Annotated in this window: 17 protein-coding genes and 1 pseudogene; 8 read left to right on the top strand and 10 right to left on the bottom strand. The window is 45.6% G+C overall.

Annotated features, from left to right (window positions below; translation table 11 throughout):
* Nucleotides 1-6: 6 nt before the first annotated feature.
* Nucleotides 7-1,011 (bottom strand): type I glyceraldehyde-3-phosphate dehydrogenase, encoded by a 1,005-nt coding sequence (gap, locus tag LO777_RS00350; protein WP_228855613.1) that lies wholly within the window; start codon nt 1,009-1,011, stop codon nt 7-9.
* 59 nt (nt 1,012-1,070) lie between these two features.
* A complete protein-coding gene (locus tag LO777_RS00345; RefSeq protein ID WP_228855612.1) occupies nt 1,071-2,687 on the bottom strand; it encodes a glycogen synthase in 1,617 nt (538 codons plus the stop codon).
* A 458-nt stretch (nt 2,688-3,145) separates the two neighbouring features.
* Here LO777_RS00345 and LO777_RS00340 point away from each other — a divergent pair, with 458 nt between their 5' ends.
* The 5 genes and pseudogenes from LO777_RS00340 (at nt 3,146) to LO777_RS00315 (ending at nt 6,867) form a co-directional block, all read left to right on the top strand.
* Nucleotides 3,146-3,589 (top strand): secondary thiamine-phosphate synthase enzyme YjbQ, encoded by a 444-nt coding sequence (locus LO777_RS00340; protein WP_228855611.1) that lies wholly within the window; start codon nt 3,146-3,148, stop codon nt 3,587-3,589.
* 21 nt (nt 3,590-3,610) lie between these two features.
* Nucleotides 3,611-3,832, top strand: a complete 222-nt coding sequence (locus LO777_RS00335; protein WP_228855610.1) for a hypothetical protein — start codon at nt 3,611-3,613, stop codon at nt 3,830-3,832.
* Between the two features lie 26 nt (nt 3,833-3,858).
* Nucleotides 3,859-5,636: pseudogene (locus LO777_RS20845) on the top strand (UbiD family decarboxylase).
* A complete protein-coding gene (locus LO777_RS00320; RefSeq protein WP_228855607.1) occupies nt 5,633-6,346 on the top strand; it encodes a pseudouridine synthase in 714 nt (237 codons plus the stop codon). The pseudogene LO777_RS20845 and the gene LO777_RS00320 overlap by 4 nt, the downstream one beginning before the upstream one ends.
* Nucleotides 6,347-6,579: 233 nt before the next feature.
* Nucleotides 6,580-6,867, top strand: a complete 288-nt coding sequence (locus LO777_RS00315) for an HU family DNA-binding protein (protein WP_228855606.1) — start codon at nt 6,580-6,582, stop codon at nt 6,865-6,867.
* A 73-nt stretch (nt 6,868-6,940) separates the two neighbouring features.
* On the opposite strand, the gene rimO is transcribed toward LO777_RS00315, so the two are convergent.
* The 7 genes from rimO to hemL form a co-directional block, all read right to left on the bottom strand.
* On the bottom strand, nt 6,941-8,296 hold the full coding sequence (gene rimO, locus LO777_RS00310) for a 30S ribosomal protein S12 methylthiotransferase RimO (protein ID WP_228855605.1): 1,356 nt from the start codon (nt 8,294-8,296) through the stop codon (nt 6,941-6,943).
* Between the two features lie 3 nt (nt 8,297-8,299).
* Nucleotides 8,300-9,037: a nucleoside phosphorylase gene (locus LO777_RS00305; RefSeq protein WP_228855604.1), complete on the bottom strand. Its 738-nt coding sequence runs from the start codon at nt 9,035-9,037 to the stop codon at nt 8,300-8,302.
* Between the two features lie 98 nt (nt 9,038-9,135).
* Complete coding sequence (gene atpE, locus LO777_RS00300; protein ID WP_228855603.1) at nt 9,136-9,387, bottom strand: ATP synthase F0 subunit C; 252 nt, start codon at nt 9,385-9,387, stop codon at nt 9,136-9,138.
* A gap of 124 nt (nt 9,388-9,511) precedes the next feature.
* Entirely contained in the window at nt 9,512-10,234 is a 723-nt protein-coding gene (gene atpB / locus LO777_RS00295; protein ID WP_228855602.1) for a F0F1 ATP synthase subunit A, read from the bottom strand.
* An 8-nt stretch (nt 10,235-10,242) separates the two neighbouring features.
* Entirely contained in the window at nt 10,243-10,668 is a 426-nt protein-coding gene (locus LO777_RS00290; RefSeq protein WP_228855601.1) for an ATP synthase subunit I, read from the bottom strand.
* Nucleotides 10,665-10,925, bottom strand: coding sequence for an AtpZ/AtpI family protein (locus tag LO777_RS00285; RefSeq protein ID WP_228855600.1), 261 nt, complete (start codon nt 10,923-10,925; stop codon nt 10,665-10,667). The genes LO777_RS00290 and LO777_RS00285 overlap by 4 nt, the downstream gene beginning before the upstream one ends.
* Before the next feature lie 88 nt (nt 10,926-11,013).
* A complete protein-coding gene (hemL, locus tag LO777_RS00280; protein WP_228855599.1) occupies nt 11,014-12,306 on the bottom strand; it encodes a glutamate-1-semialdehyde 2,1-aminomutase in 1,293 nt (430 codons plus the stop codon).
* A gap of 563 nt (nt 12,307-12,869) precedes the next feature.
* On the opposite strand from hemL, the gene trxA reads away from it, so the two are divergent.
* From trxA to LO777_RS00265, 3 genes are all read left to right on the top strand, one after another.
* Complete coding sequence (gene trxA / locus LO777_RS00275) at nt 12,870-13,226, top strand: thioredoxin (RefSeq protein ID WP_268907588.1); 357 nt, start codon at nt 12,870-12,872, stop codon at nt 13,224-13,226.
* A 190-nt stretch (nt 13,227-13,416) separates the two neighbouring features.
* Nucleotides 13,417-14,256 carry an NAD(P)/FAD-dependent oxidoreductase gene (locus LO777_RS00270; protein ID WP_329955635.1) on the top strand — a complete coding sequence of 280 codons (840 nt, stop codon included), beginning with the start codon at nt 13,417-13,419 and terminating at the stop codon, nt 14,254-14,256.
* An 83-nt stretch (nt 14,257-14,339) separates the two neighbouring features.
* Nucleotides 14,340-15,152, top strand: a complete 813-nt coding sequence (locus LO777_RS00265) for an outer membrane protein assembly factor BamD (RefSeq protein ID WP_228855597.1) — start codon at nt 14,340-14,342, stop codon at nt 15,150-15,152.
* Between the two features lie 93 nt (nt 15,153-15,245).
* Here LO777_RS00265 and LO777_RS00260 read toward each other — a convergent pair whose 3' ends face one another.
* A complete protein-coding gene (locus tag LO777_RS00260) occupies nt 15,246-15,692 on the bottom strand; it encodes an NIL domain-containing protein (protein ID WP_228855596.1) in 447 nt (148 codons plus the stop codon).
* Nucleotides 15,693-15,991 lie beyond the last annotated feature (299 nt).

Below are 15,991 nucleotides of genomic sequence, written 5' to 3'. Positions count from 1 at the left end.
ATAAGTTTACAGAACCTTGTTTTTATCCATATGCAGAATCAGATCGAGCATCCTGTTGGAGTAGCCCCATTCATTGTCATACCAACTCATAACCTTCACCGTGCTACCGATAACCTTGGTTGATTGTGCGTCTATTATGGATGAATGCCCGTTACCCTGGAAATCAATGGAAACCAGGGGAAGCTCGGTATAGCCAAGATACCTGTCGGCACTTTCCTTGAGAGCCTGATTCACCTCATCCACGGTTGTCTCCCGTTCCACTTCCATCACTGCATCGACAAGGGATACGGTGGGGGTCGGCACCCGAACTGCCAAACCGTCAAATTTCCCTTTGAGCTCCGGAATAACAAGGGAAACTGCCGCTGCCGCACCTGTTTTGGTCGGAATCATGGACATGGCTGCCGCCCTGGCACGCCGGGGATCAGAATGGGGATAATCGAGAAGACGCTGATCGCCGGTGTAGGCATGGACCGTTGTCATCAACCCCCTCTTAATTCCAAATTTATCCAGGATCACCTTTGCAAACGGTGCCAGACAATTCGTTGTACATGAAGCGTTGGACACAACATGGTGTATTGCACCGTCGTACTCATCCTCATTAACGCCCATGACAAAGGTCTTGACATTTCCCTTGGCTGGTGCCGAAATAATAACTTTTACTGCTCCCGCATCAATATGTGCCTGGGCTGACTCCCCGTCCCGAAAAATTCCGGTACACTCTGCCACATATTCCACACCAAGTTCTCCCCATGGAATATCGGCCGGATTTCGATGGCTGGATACCGCAATTTCACGACCGTCAACAATGATTCCCTCCTCTGTTCCCTCTACATCTCTGCCATAAACCCCCATAACCGAATCATATTTGAGGAGATGGGCCAGGGTTCTGTTATCTGTAAGATCATTGATGGCCACCACCTCAATTTCCGAAAAAACAGGATCTTTATCGATTGCTCTAAATATATTTCTGCCGATTCGTCCAAAACCATTAATTCCAATCTTAACCGTCATATCTGTTCTCCCTGTCTTTTTTCTCGTTTTTTTCCTGGTTTCTGTCCAGAAATTGAAAGTTATATCAGTCCTGCCCGCTCATATAATGCAACATATCTCTTCATCACCCGGGACCAGGTATATTTTTTTTCAATTTCCCGTACACTCTGTAACTGCATCAGACGAAGATTCTCCTTATCCGTATAGAGTACAAGGGCCCTTTCCAGAGCATCAAGTAGAGCGTCAGGAGAATCTTTCTCATATCCAATACCTGTCAAACCATCCTTCACTTTGACAAGCCCACCCACCAAGTGGACAACAGGAACATTGCCAAACAGCTGAGCAATAAAATCCGTCAGTCCACAAGGCTCAAATCTTGAAGGAATCACAAAAAAATCCCCGGCGCAATAGATCCGCCGGGCAAGATCAGGACTGTATCCCCGGATAAAACAAATCCTCTTCTGCCAGAACGTATTACTTGAAAAATTTTTTAACTGGTCCTCAAGACCGGCATCACCACTGCCAAGAAACATGATCTGAACATTATCCCGCCTCTCAAACAGTACAGGAAGAACCTCCAGGAGGAGATCAACACCTTTCTGTTCACTCAGCCTGCCAATAAAGGTGAAAAGCGGGCCATCACCGTGACCATCGAGTGTACCGTACTGTTTCTCCTGCCACTTCCCGTCCTGCAGGTCTCTCAGGAAGGCAATCTTACACTCTTTTTTCCCGCGAAGATCATCATCGGTATTCCCGGGATCAAAGGAAAAATTTTCCCCCTCACCCGTATCTGCAGGATTGAAAAGTGACGGATCAATACCATTTGTAATTCCTTCAAGTTGTACCTTTCTGGCCAGAAGAGCGTGGCCCAGCCAACCGGTAAGACGATCGCTTTTTGTTTCCTGCAACTCTCTTGCATAGTTTTCACTGACGGTATTGAGCAATGCATAGGACCCAGCTGCGAGAAAAGGATCAAATTTCCCGTCCAGCAGGTGATCATCTATTATTTCCCTGGCAAGACCTGTAACTGAACTGGCGTACGGCAAGTCCGCCACCTCCTGATGATAGCCGAGCCCGGCGTTATGAATTGTTACAAGACAACCGCTTGAACGAAAATAACTTCGATAACCGGGTAGCTCACGTATCATGGCAGGCAGTACCGCAGTATGACCGTCGTGACAATGAATAACATCAGGCCGGGCATCCAGAAGTACCATAAGTTCCATAGTGGCTTTCTGCAGAAGGATATTCATGGCAAAATAATCATAATGCCCCATGGATTCTTTTTGCCATGGTTCAGCCTGCTCCTCCTCCGCGGTATAGGTATAAACCGCTCGTTTTTCCCGAAAACGGGCACTATCTACCAGGTACAGGGAAACCCTGTTTATTTTTCTGAAAAAATACCTGACCTTCTCCCTGCGCTTCTCATCCGGATGATCCATATCAATTTCGCATTGCAGGACCTTTTCAGGGTCTTCAGGATCCATAAGAGGGGAAAAGCCAAGGAAAATGGAATCCATGAACCCGTAACAGGGCAATACAACATGAACGGAGCGCCCGGACCACCTGGCCAGAGTTTCCGCCAGCTGGGAAACTACATCTTTCACTCCGCCGGCACCCGCCAGGTCACCATATTCCCTGCTGACCATCCAGATATATTTTATCTGTTTTCTGTTGTTTCCCATTGTAAATTTCATTCCTCCCCGCATTGATCAAAAAAGTCATCCACCACTCATGGTACCTTTTCAATATCCTCAAATCAATGTCTTTCACTTAAGCATTGATCTTCAATTAAAAATCTGATTACCTAGTGTCTGATGGGAAATAAACTTTTTTGTTCGGATCCAGGGAACATGAAAAATAAATGCACAACATATTAGTACCTTACTCCTGAATTCCTGTCATAAAAAACAAGAAAAAAGGGAAGGTGTTTTGAAATCAAATGGTTAAGTTTATTTCCATGGCACTTATACCCCCTTGTGGGGTGTTAGTCATATGTGAGCATTTTTCATCTTCCTGTGACGCAAAGATCAGGCGAAAAACCAATTTTAAAAGTAGCCATAAGAACACATAAGTATCAAACTGATCATGAGATTTTCGACTGCCTGTCCTCATGATTTAAAAACTTGCAGGTATTGTATTGCTGATACCCACCATGTCAAGGAATGCCGAAGATATCACAGGAGAAATCATGCTGAACGGAACGTTTACCCTCTCCACACCGGAAATAATGAAACTGGTAGATATTTCCTCTACCGTGGAAAAGATCATAACCGATGCTTCAGTTTCTTCAGGCCTCTGTTATCTTTTCAATCCCCATACAACAGCAGGGCTCACAATAAACGAGGGAGCAGATCCTGCTGTGCGTTCTGATATCATAAAAGGTTTTCGGGACATTGTCCCTGCAGGACTGGATTACAGTCATCTGGAAGGGAACTCGGTTGCCCATATCATGGCCTCTCTCATGGGTAATTCACTGGTTGTCAATATCATGAACGGCAGGCCCCAGCTCGGCACCTGGCAAAAAATTTTTTTCTGTGAATTTGACGGCCCCAGAACACGAAAAATACACTGGAAAATCATTTCCGATCGAGACTGAATTAAAAACCATATAATTCCTATGAAACCCGACACCGATTCAATCTGCTTCGGCCTATCAGAAGAGCTGGACCGCAGCTCATTTGCTGTGTTTTTACGACTCAGCGGTCAACTTGAATTCGCTGAACTTCTTGCATCCAGACTGTCCCGTGAAGAAATCAACACCCATGTTGACACCTTTATGGCACTCCTCAGAAAGTACCTGACAGAGGATGAATACCACAGCTTTTTCCTCAATCAGTAAAAAAACACAAATAACAGGGAAAACACGTGTCCATATCCAGACTCCATGATCTGCGCAGTTACCTGGACCTGCTGCAGCGGGAAAATGAACTTCTTATCATTGAAGAAGAGGTTGATCCTTTTCTGGAAATCGCTGAAATCCACCGAAGGGTCATCCACCGGCAGGGCCCTGCTCTGCTTTTCACTCATGTGAAAAACTCCTCCTTCCCCGTAACCACAAACCTTTTCGGTACTGCCAGAAGACTTGACCTTGCCTTTGGCAGAAAACCACAACAATTCGTACGCGATCTTGTGCGACTCGCCGAATCAATTATGCCGCTTTCCCTGGCAAAATTATGGGATAACCGCGGTTTTTTTCTGGAGGGGATGAAAATCGGCCTCAAAACGGTGAAGAATGGGCCAATCCTTGAAAACTTCCAATCCCCTCCAAAACTGAGTTCCCTGCCCATGCTCACTTCATGGCACAGTGACGGTGGGCCTTTTGTCACCCTACCCCTTGTCTATACTGAGCATCCGCAAACCGGTGCCCATAATCTCGGCATGTATCGCATACAGCAACATAATGACACGACCACTGGAATCCACTGGCAAATTCACAAGGGTGGAGGGAATCACTATTTTGAAGCAGAAAAAAGAAACCAGCCACTGCCACTGACACTTTTTATCGGTGGTCCACCCGCACTCATGCTCTCAGCCATTGCCCCCCTTCCAGAAGATCTTCCCGAACTTATCCTCACCTCCCTGCTTCTCGGCGGTAAACTGAAAATGGTGAATGATCCACAGGGTGGGCACAGGCTGGTAGCAAATGCAGAATTTGCCATCAAAGGCCAGGTTCCCCCTCATCTCCGCCACCCCGAAGGCCCTTTTGGAGATCATTACGGCTACGATTCCCTGAGACATGACTACCCTGTTTTCCAGGTAAGCCATCTTTACCACAGAAAAGATGCCATCTATCCGGCCACTGTAGTCGGCAGACCCAGGCAGGAAGATTTTTTTATTGGCGACTACCTCCAGGATCTGCTCTCCCCCTCTTTCCCCTGGTCATGAAAGGGGTCAAAGAGCTGAAAACATATGGAGAAACAGGATTTCACTGCCTTGCTGCAGCTCGCGTCCTCGACAGATATCCACGGGAGGCTTTCGGCTGTGGCCTGCGTATACTTGGCGAGGGACAACTTTCCCTCACCAAGTTTCTTCTCCTCACTGACGGGGATGTGGATATCACGGATTTCGGTAAATTGTGGACATATATATTAGAACGTGTGGAATGGCATCGTGATCTCTTCGTTTTTGCCAATGTCTCCCAGGATACTCTCGATTATACAGGCCCCTCAGTCAACAAGGGATCAAAAGCCATGCTCATGGGACTGGGCAGACAAAAAATACGTGAGCTTCCCCGCGAATTTGAAGGCGAGCTGCCCGAGGATTGCAGCAGACCTTTTGTTTTTTTACCAGGAACCCTTGTTCTTCAGGGAAAACTGTACAGCGAACATAAAACCCTGGCACGGGAACTTGCAGAAAACAGGGTATTTGCCAAATGGCCCGTTATCATCCTGGTCGATAACAGTAATGAAGCCACCAGATCCATGCAGGATTTTCTCTGGACCTTTTTCACCCGGTTTGAGCCGGCTGCAGACATTCACTGCAGGGCAACCATGGTTCACAGATTCCACGTGGGCCTCACTCCCCCAATCGTTTTCGACTGTCGAATGAAACCCTGGTACACTGATATACTTGAAGTGGATAAGAAAACGAAACAGCTGGTGGATAAAAAAATCTCAACTCTCATTCCGGCCCGATGGCGATGAATCCGTTAAGATTACAAAAATATCTCGCTCACTGCGGGGTAGCATCAAGAAGAAAATGTGAGGAATTCATACAGGCGGGAAGAGTCAGAGTCGATGGAAAAATAGTTGATCAGCCAGGAGTAAAAATCACTCCTGGAAGACACAATATTACTTTTGACGGACAACCGGTCTCTCAGAAAAACAAGCATGAATACTATCTGCTTAATAAACCTGCCGGTTATGTGACAACGCTCTCTGATCCCCAGGGGCGACCTGTTGTCAGAAGTCTGCTGAAAAATATTCACACCCGCCTTTTTCCCGTCGGCCGACTGGATATCGATACGGAAGGAGCTCTTATTCTCACCAATGACGGTCAGTTTGCCCAGAAAGTGCAACATCCGAGTTTTGAAACAAACAAAACCTATGAAGCTGTTATCCGCGGACATATCAAACAATCTACAATCAGATTGCTTGAAAAAGGTATCATGCTCGAGAAAAAAATGACAGCTCCTGCCAAAATTCGATTTCTTTCTCAGAAGGGAAAAAACAGTGCAATCCAGATCACCATTCATGAAGGAAGAAAACGCCAGGTACGAAAAATGTTCGGGGCAGTCGGTCATCCGGTTATACATCTTAAACGTATAGCCTACGGTCGACTTCAGCTCCGCAATCTTCCTCCGGGACAATACCGAAAGCTCGACGGGGAAGACTTAAAAAAAGTCTTTTTATAGAATTTACTTTACAAACCTATAATTAGCTGATTAAATCTAAACAGTTAGGAGTTTGATCACTTACAAGGGAGAGAGACATCATCCTTCTAACATACTGTTTTTACATATTTTTGTTTGATCTCAGGGCTTTTTGTGTAAGGTTTGAACTTCATTCACTTTTTGCGTTCTGCGGTTTTTTTGCCGTCATAACGTGTAAAGGACCACTATTTGATTTCCGAAGACAGGAGTTGAGTATGAACAAATCAGAACTCATTGAGGCATTGGCACAGGAAATAAACATACCTCACCGTGAAGCAGCAGCAATCACTACAACTGTTATCGAAACGATGACTGAAGCACTGGCAAGAGGTGAAAGTATCGAAATCCGTGGCTTTGGCAGTTTTGTTATCAAAAAATATGATTCATACGAAGGTCGGAATCCAAAAACCGGAAAAAAAATAATGGTTAAACCCAAGAAACTTCCATTTTTTAAAGTGGGTAAAGATCTGCGGGAAAAGGTCAACGCCAACAAAAAACAGTAATTCTGTCTCAGGCCCCTCTTTTCGGTTAAACAACGCACATGGATTAAGGATGTGCGTTGTTTCCTGGAAACGATCAGAAGTCAGAGACCGTATCATCTCCTCCGACGATCCCTCCCACAAGATCATATACCTGAGCACTGCTGATCCTGACATGCACAATATCGCCGGCATTTGCCTCTCCCTCGTTAATATAGACGCAGCCGTCTACTTCCGGGGCCTGGTATCTTGTCCTGCCTTCCAGAAGTAATTCAGTTTCCCGACTGACTCCTTCCACCAAAACCGGCTCAACCCTGCCCACATATTTCTGCTGTATATCCCTTGAAAGATCAGCCTGCAGTGCAAGAATGTGATCACATCTTCTCTTCTTTTCATCCTGGGACAGCTGCCCATCATATTTTTCCGAAGGACATCCCTCTTCGTTTGCATAGCTGAACACACCCACATGATCGATCATTTCTTCCCTCAGAAAAGATTCAATCTCCATAAATTCCTTTTCCGTCTCTCCGGGAAAACCAACAAGAAAAGTGGTTCTGATGGCAATATCCGGAATCTCCTTTCTTATTTTTCCCAGAATGAGATGCAGCTCATTCCTGCCATATCTTCTATTCATGTTCTTCAATATTCTATCGTTCACATGCTGAAACGGGATATCGAGGTAGGGAACCACCCTGGGATTTGCTGAGATCAACTCAAGAAGTTCATCCGTGATTCCGGAAGGATAAAGATAGAGAAGACGCAACCAGGGAACAGATGTATGCAAAAGCAGCTCCCGGACAAGCTGCACCAGATTCGTCCCCTGCCCCAGGTCATTACCATACGCGGTAGAATCCTGCGCAATAAGGGACAGTTCTTTTATTCCCCGCCGCTCAAGATTCTGTGCTTCCGCCACGAGATCTTCTACCGTCCGACTCCGAAGGTTACCGCGAATCGATGGGATCATACAATAGGCGCATCTATTGTCACATCCTTCGGTTATTTTTAACCAGGCCCTGGCTCCCGGAGTGGAAATAAGACGGGGTAGAGAACTGTTCATAATCATCCGTTCCAGCAAAACAACCGGAGGAGATTCTCTTCCGTCAAAAAGTGGTGCAACAAGATCTGCTATCTTAGCTGCGCCTTCCGTACCAATAAAAAGGTCAACTTCCGGCAGGCTTGTTGCCAGTTTTTCCCTATAACGCTGAACGAGACACCCCACCACTACCAGCTTCTTTTCAGGAAACTGTGCCTTGATCTTTACCAGTTCCAGAATTTCTTCAATTGCCTCCTCAACAGCCGGTTCAATAAATCCACAGGTATTAAGTAGCAGCAGATCACTCTCTTCTGGTGATTCAGCAAAATCCCAACCACCTGCGGTCAGGCAGCCAAGCATAATTTCTGAATCTACCAGATTTTTTGCACATCCAAGACTGATCAAATTAAAACTGGGCATCCTTTACATCCCCTCCGGAAGAAATTTATCTAAAAGCAGACCAATAGCAACCTTGCAGTTCTTTTTAAAAAAAGTTGCAGCAAACCCTGGCTTCCAGCGTGCATGATACAGTTCATCAGACACCACCAGAACGGCGGCAAATTCAATTTTTCTGAACTGTGCCACCGAGCAGAGTGCAGAGAATTCCATGTCCACTCCCACAATATTCTCCTCATCTTTCAGGGAAAGCAGTTTCTGCCTGCTTTCTCGATAAATGGCATCGGTCGACCATATTTTCCCGGTTTTTGCTGGGAAATCATTGTCAGCAAAAAAATGTGCCAGCTCTGACTGAAGTTTCTGTGATGGAGAAATCCCCGCTGATTCTGCATAATACTGCGATGTCCCTTCGCCGGCGACGGCTCCGTCTGGAAGGATTACATCACCAACAGCCACCTTTTCAACTATCGCCCCACACCAGCCAAAAAGAATAATCCTTTTTGCTCCCAAAGCTATCAGTTTTTCCATGGTCATAACCGCCATTGGAGCTCCAATGGAAGGTCCAGCCACAAAAAAACCTTTTTTAACATCCACCGAAAGATTCGAATTAAAGAGAAATCTGGACTCTCCCCCGTCATTTCTTACGAAAAGATGGGCTTTTTCAGCTTCTGCAGGATTAACGAGCAGCAGGCCTGTTTCCGGAATGACTCTTTCCTTTTTTCCTCGTCTGGGATGAATCAGGATATCAGTTTCTTCATTTTCCATTTTTTGTCGGTTTGGATTCAAATTCAACAATAAAAAAAGGATCGCAGATTTCTCTGCGATCCTTTGAAAACCTTCAACAAGACTGTTCTCTGTCTATTCTACCCAAGCAGCGGATTGGCATAGAGGAGGATAAGAGAAACAACCAGTCCGTAAATAGCTACTGATTCTGCGAGAGCCATACCGAGAATCATGAACACCATCAGTTTAGGTTGAACTTCAGGATTTCTGGCGAGCCCCTGACAGGCACCGTTACCAACAGAACCAATACCAATACCTGCTCCAAGACCCGCAAGACCAATTGACAGAGCTGCACCCACACAGATAAGAGCTAACTGAATATTTCCTTCCATTTTCTTCTCCTTAAATAATAAATTGTTTTTTGGCCTTCTTCTTTATTTCTCAAAAAGCACTCTGCTTTTACACTTTTATTTTATTGCAAATACAACTGAATCACTCGAATTCACCACCTCTCCCTTAATGGGCGTGGGCATCCGCCTGGGAAATATAAACTACCGTCAACAGAACAAAAACCATTGCCTGAACAAGTGAGACAAGGACACCAAGTATCATAATGGGCAGGGGCGCAAAAAATGCACCTGCCAGCATGAAGAGAATAGTCAGCAATGTTTCCTTGGCCATGATATTTCCGAAAAGTCGAATTGAGAGGGAAATAAGCCGGGCAAAGTTACTGATAAGTTCTATTGGAAATAATAACCAGACCAGCCACCATACAGGCCCGATAAAATGTTTGTAATAATTCAATCCATGAGCCCGGAACCCTATAATATGGTGAACAATCCATACAATAATAGTACAAGCCAGAGTTGTATTGATACTCGCTGTCGGGGACATGAAGCCGGGAATTAAACCGATAAGATTTGCGATTGCAATATAAAGACCGAATGTTGCTATCATGGGAAAAAGCTTATCGGTCATTTCCCTGCCCATATTTTCGGCAAAGAAATCATCCATTCCGCCAACTACAATCTCCCAGAAATTCTGGCCTTTCCCGGGAACCATTTCAAGATTTCCTAGTGTGAGTTTGCTCACAAAAAAGAGAAACGCCATGACCAGCCATGTGTATGTCATATACGGTTCACACAGCTTTTCAAGAAAAGTATGTCCAACCGGCCCGTGTGGTATCGGCAGCCCAAGCTTTTCGAGAATAATTGAAATAAATAGTATCGGATGTTCCATAACCCTTTTTACCTCCTCCCACTGAAGTAGTAGCGTCCGATCAGTTCCATGGAAACAAAACCCACCGCAATCACTACCGTTGACAACCCTAAAATTAGTCCAAAGATATTGACTGTTCTGCTTTGAATTAAAAAGAACAATACAATACCTATAATTACAATGCGCAGCCAGAATTTGAGGATATACCCTTTCCGGCCCTGATCCGCCTCAGCCTGTCTTCTCTCGGGGTCTGCGTGAGATGTTATGGACCCGATAAATCCCATGATATCTCTATGGGAAACGAGAAAACTGATGTTTGCGATAAGTCCTCCCGCAAAAACAGCCATTGCAAAAGAGACGGAACTGAAAATCAGTGCTCCCAGTATCAATATTGCCAGGACAAACCAGCAGACCATCTGCATCCGGTGCAGGGACGAAAACTCTTCTCTACTCAATCCCCCTGATCCTCTTTGTCTGACTTTTTTTCCAGATTCCTGTCACGCCAGAGAATTTCAAACAACGATTTATATCCGGCCGCAATGCCAAACGCCAGACCTATAAAAGTGAACCATGGTGATGTCCGTCCATCAAACACTTTCTGATCGAGATAAATCCCTCCGCCGAGACCTATGAGAATTGAAGCTGCAAACGTAAAGCCAATATGACCATAATTTGCCAGGAGTTGAACAAATTCTTTTTTCACACCAGACATTCTGTTCACCCCTCAGTTGACACAACTTCAATTCCATACAATATAAAGGAGTTTGGTATCATGACTCTGTCGCAAAGTCAATGAATTTTCACTTTTCCAGCAATTTTTTGAATGACCATTCAGTCATTTTCACGGCCTTGTCCAGATCATTTTTACTCTGGGCGGCAGATATGAAAGCCACTTCAAATTGTGAAGGAGCCAGATAAATTCCCCGGGAAAGCATCTGCCTGTAATGACATGCATACCGTTCCGTGTCCGCTTTCATTGCTGATTCAAAATCAAACACATCATTTGCAGTAAAAAATGATGTCATCAGGGAGCCGACGCGGTTCAACCTGACTTCCATACCTGTTTTTTCGGCAACATCCATCAATTTTTCAGCGAAACCGGCGGACTTTTCCTCAAGCTCACCATAAAATCCGGGCCGCTGCAGCAACTCAAGTGTTGCCCGGCCGGCCGCCATTGCGAGGGGATTGCCGGACAGGGTCCCCGCCTGATAAACCGGCCCATCCGGGGCAATATAGTTCATTATTTCAGCCCGTCCACCATAGGCACCCACAGGAAGACCGCCACCTATTATTTTACCCAGACAGGTGAGATCGGGAATGACATCAAAATATTCCTGAGCACCTCCATAACTCAATCGGAATCCGGTTATGACTTCATCAAAGATTAGAACAATACCCAGCTCCCGGGTCAACTCCCTTAGCTTTTTCAGAAAACCGTCCCGGGGTATCACACACCCCATGTTCCCCGCCACAGGTTCGATAATGACACAGGCTATATCAAGATTTTCGTCGCGAAGGGTTTTTTCAAGAATCTCTTCGTTGTTATAGGGAATTGAAATGGTATTTTTTACAATATCTTCAGGGACACCGGGACTGCCCGGAATACCAAGAGTGAGTACTCCCGATCCTGCTTTCACCAGAAAAGAATCAGCGTGGCCATGATAACAGCCATCAAATTTAACCACTACATTTCTACCTGTATACCCGCGGGCAAGTCTTACCGCACTCATGGTTGCTTCAGTTCCGGAGTTCACAAACCGAACTTTCTCAATTGAAGGTACTGCTTCCACAACCATGGCAGCCAGGTCAATTTCCGATGGCGTTGGCGCCCCGAAGCTGGTACCTGCTTTTGCCGCCTCACCCAATGCGGCAACTGTTGAAGGATGAGCATGTCCCAGTATCATGGGCCCCCAGGAACAGACAAAATCAATATATTCATTGCCGTCCGCATCAAAAACAGATGCTCCCTCACCTTTGACGATAAAAACGGGATCACAGCCCACCGACCGACAGGCCCGAACCGGACTGTTTACCCCACCGGGAATTATTTTACACGCCTTTCCAAAAAGATCCTGAGAAACTGAATTTTCCATTACTGCTCCTTCTTCCGGGTATGAGAACACCCCTGTGTTGTTAATAAATTGTATTTTTCCACTGAACCCGTGAGCATCTACCGGCAAGTAATTATTAAATCAACTCACCAGCATAGCTGGACCAAATTATGGATCACGGCCACAACGAACGATGAAAGCGATGCGATTGCTGAAAAATGCGGGCTGGAGAGCAATATAGCATGGAGGCTGTTTTCCTGTCACCCCATTCCTGCATAACAACTGCAGGCAAATATCTTTTTTTCTGAAAATCCTGCTGCTGAAAGTCGAATCGCCGCAGTCGGATTTTCATTTGCCTGTTGCAGTTGAGCCATCAGGTCCGGTCATGCCGGTTTATCAGAAAAAAGCTCCATATTGAACCCTTGATTTTTTCGTATTTATGCACAATATACAGAAGCACAGAAAGAATTGTTATGAACACGGCCGGACCGACAGAAACCGGAACAATTCATTTGGCAAAACTGTTTTTCCTTGTCAGCAAAATGAGCACCATGTAAACTGGCGAAAAAGTATATGCAGATTGCCGTTTTCCGGTTCATAACACTATATATGATTCCAACTCAAAGGAGATGCTCATGGCCAGCGATAAGGTTCTGCAGTTAAACGATGCGGAGTTTGATGCTACAGTAAAATCAGAACAACCAACCCTCGTGGATTTCTGGGCTCCCTGGTGCGGCCCCTGCAAGGCAATTGGGCCGGTGATCGAGGACCTGGCAGAAGAATACGACGGAAAAATCACTATCGCAAAAATGAATGTAGACGACAACCCCGTCACGCCTGGAAAATTCGGCATTCGCGCCATTCCCACCCTCATTCTTTTCAAGGACGGAGAAGTAGTTGACCAGATCACGGGGTCAGTAGGAAAATCTCAGCTGGTTGACCTTATAAATAAAGCCGGTTGATCCATTCCGATTCTGGCTGTCTGTTTCTTACACTGCAACTGTAACGAAACAGGCAGCCATTTTTCTGTTTATATCCCAAACATATGGATGCACAGATGAAAGAAAAAGACCATTACGAGCTTGTTATACTGGGGGCGGACCTGCCGGACTCTCTGCCGGACTCTATGCTGCGCGGGCAAGACTTGATCATGTGCTGATCGAAAAAGGCTCTCCGGGAGGGCAGGTTCTTCTCACTGACTGGGTTGACAATTACCCGGGATTTCCTGAGGGAATATCCGGATTTGACCTGGTGGAAAAAATGACCCAGCACGCCAAACGTTTCGACCTCAATATCATGACCGAAGAAGTCACCAGGGTTGACTTAAGTGATGAAAAGAAAAAGATTCTCCATCTCACCGGAGACAGGACTGTCAGTTGTGACTCTCTTATCCTGTGTACCGGAGCCAGTGCCAATACCCTGGGCGTTCCCGGTGAACACGAGTTGCGTGGCAAAGGTGTCTCCTATTGCGGTACATGTGATGCACCTTTTTACAGGAACATGCATGTGGCTGTAATTGGTGGTGGAAATACTGCTGTCCAGGAAGCTGATTATCTCACTAAATTCGCCAGTCGTGTTACCGTAATCCACAGAAGGGACGAGCTGCGGGCAACCAAAATTGTCCAGGAAACTGCTTTTGCCAATGAAAAAATAGATTTTATCTGGAACTCACAGGTCACCGCAATTGAAGGAGAAAACGGCGTTGAAAAACTCCAGCTTCTCAATAAAGATGGTTCCACATCCACCCTGGAGGTAGAGGGAGTCTTTGTCCTGATTGGAGTCACCCCCAATAATGAAGTTCTCCCCCTGGACCTTCTCAAGGCTGACAAATGGGGGTTTATTCCGACAGACATAGAATCCCGTACCGCCGTTCCGGGAGTAATGGCCGCTGGAGATATCTGCAGTAAAGATGTCCGCCAGATTGTCAATGGTGCCGGGGAGGGCGCAGTTGCAGTACTGGCAGCGGAAAAATATCTCAACAACCTGAAATAAACTGCGGTTGTGTATCAGTGCAAATCCGATCAGAACTGCTTAGCATCCCGGCGGTTCTGACTTTCATATGACGAGAATATACCATGGAGAGAATAAAAAAAACACGGTACGTCAGGCTGTTTCATCTTTTCGTTTTCGCCTGTCTGGCAGCTATTCTGCTCGCCGGATGTGCCGAGCTGAAATCCACCTTTGATTTTATCTCTGATACACCGGTGGAAGAACCGCAGGACCTTCCGTCCAAAAGCCTTGCCATAAAAGGTATGGACGATTACAACGTCGGAAAATATTTCACAGCAATAGAATTTTTCGAAGAAATACTCAACAGATATCCTTTCAGCCCGGAAGCCACCCTTGCAGAACTGAAAGCTGCCGACTGCAGCTATCATCTGGGCCGCTACCAGGAAGCACTGCTGCTGTATGAAGAATTTGAAAATCACCATCCGACCAACGAGTCTATTCCCTATGTCATGTTCCAGAAAGCCATGTGCAACTACAAACGTATTGACAGAATTGACAGGGATACCTCGGGTGCCGTTGAAGCGATTGAACTGTTTAAACAGCTGCTCAAGGCCTATCCCGAATCACCCTATACTGAAGAGGCAAAATCTCTTATTGCTTCAGCAACGGAGTTTCTGGCAAACCATGAATTTTTTGTAGCGGAATATTATGTCAGAACGGAAAAATACAATCAGGCCGAAATTCGTCTTAAATATATTCTGAACATGTACCCGAATACGTCAATAACAGATAAAGCAAAAAAACTTCTGGCAAGAATTGAGGCAGGGGACCCACCCAGATCTCAGTTGACAAAATGGTTCCCGAAAATCGATTTGCCCGACTGGTCATTTTTTGCCAATGATGAAGCAGACACTGCGGCGGAGGAATTCAAGCATTGAGTCGTTGAAAAAAGGTGACAATCATGTGGTCCTTTTTCTTAATCTCACAAGTTCATCCTTGATGTTTCTTCTTCAGGATTGCCGATAGAACGATCAGACCTTAAAGGCCTCAAACAGTACCCAGTCTTCCCCCAGGGATACCTCCATGGCCCTGACCGGACATAGAGAGACGCAGAGACTGCAACCAGTACATTTTTCGGCATCGAAAATCACTTCCATTTCAGGACGTTTTATGTAAAGGGCACCGGGAGTGCATACCGCCGTACAGGCACCGCACTGGAAGCATTTTCCATCATCCCGACGGATACGTGCTGCCAGTCGTTCAATCTTGATTCCCATTTTCCTCAGGTAATCAAGGCCGGCCTTGACATTGCTTTTACTGCTGCCCTTCAACTCAATAATCATAACCCCTTCTCTCTGCAGCAGGATATCAGCCTTGAGAATATTAAACTCAATATCATATTCCTTGACCAGCCTGTAAACAAAAGGCTGGTCGGAAGTATCTTTCGGGAAACGGAGTAAATATATTTGCGTAAACACACTGACCTCTTTAAATAATAAAATAATAATGATTGATGATCTCGTAAAAAGTCGTTCAACGTTCTCAGATGGACTCTGAAAAAAAACTTCGATATACAAGGCGTGGCGGTGTCGTGTAAGCGCAGGCGTACATAGAGTACGTCGAGCATTACACGATCACCCCACAACGCAGTAGATCGGAGTTTTTACGAGTCCATCATGATTGGGAGTACCCTTGAAATCTACTTTCAGGCTTCCATTTTCGCAAGCTCCTTTAACTCGTTTAAGTAAAAACTGTGGAAATCTATCAATACAGTGCG

It is taken from the genome of Desulfomarina profundi (assembly GCF_019703855.1).
Taxonomy (GTDB): domain Bacteria; phylum Desulfobacterota; class Desulfobulbia; order Desulfobulbales; family Desulfocapsaceae; genus Desulfomarina; species Desulfomarina profundi.
Note: the sequence above shows the minus strand (reverse complement) of the source record. Positions and strands in the feature narration are given on the sequence as shown.

Bases quoted from the DNA above. Each gene is read 5' to 3' on its own strand.
- gap (WP_228855613.1), bottom strand. From the start codon at position 1,011: ATGACGGTTAAGATTGGAATTAATGGTTTTGGACGAATCGGCAGAAAT.
- LO777_RS00345 (WP_228855612.1), bottom strand. From the start codon at position 2,687: ATGAAATTTACAATGGGAAACAACAGAAAACAGATAAAATATATCTGG.
- LO777_RS00340 (WP_228855611.1), top strand. From the start codon at position 3,146: ATGTCAAGGAATGCCGAAGATATCACAGGAGAAATCATGCTGAACGGA.
- LO777_RS00335 (WP_228855610.1), top strand. From the start codon at position 3,611: ATGAAACCCGACACCGATTCAATCTGCTTCGGCCTATCAGAAGAGCTG.
- LO777_RS00320 (WP_228855607.1), top strand. From the start codon at position 5,633: ATGAATCCGTTAAGATTACAAAAATATCTCGCTCACTGCGGGGTAGCA.
- LO777_RS00315 (WP_228855606.1), top strand. From the start codon at position 6,580: ATGAACAAATCAGAACTCATTGAGGCATTGGCACAGGAAATAAACATA.
- rimO (WP_228855605.1), bottom strand. From the start codon at position 8,296: ATGCCCAGTTTTAATTTGATCAGTCTTGGATGTGCAAAAAATCTGGTA.
- LO777_RS00305 (WP_228855604.1), bottom strand. From the start codon at position 9,037: ATGGAAAATGAAGAAACTGATATCCTGATTCATCCCAGACGAGGAAAA.
- atpE (WP_228855603.1), bottom strand. From the start codon at position 9,387: ATGGAAGGAAATATTCAGTTAGCTCTTATCTGTGTGGGTGCAGCTCTG.
- atpB (WP_228855602.1), bottom strand. From the start codon at position 10,234: ATGGAACATCCGATACTATTTATTTCAATTATTCTCGAAAAGCTTGGG.
- LO777_RS00285 (WP_228855600.1), bottom strand. From the start codon at position 10,925: ATGTCTGGTGTGAAAAAAGAATTTGTTCAACTCCTGGCAAATTATGGT.
- hemL (WP_228855599.1), bottom strand. From the start codon at position 12,306: ATGGAAAATTCAGTTTCTCAGGATCTTTTTGGAAAGGCGTGTAAAATA.
- LO777_RS00265 (WP_228855597.1), top strand. From the start codon at position 14,340: ATGGAGAGAATAAAAAAAACACGGTACGTCAGGCTGTTTCATCTTTTC.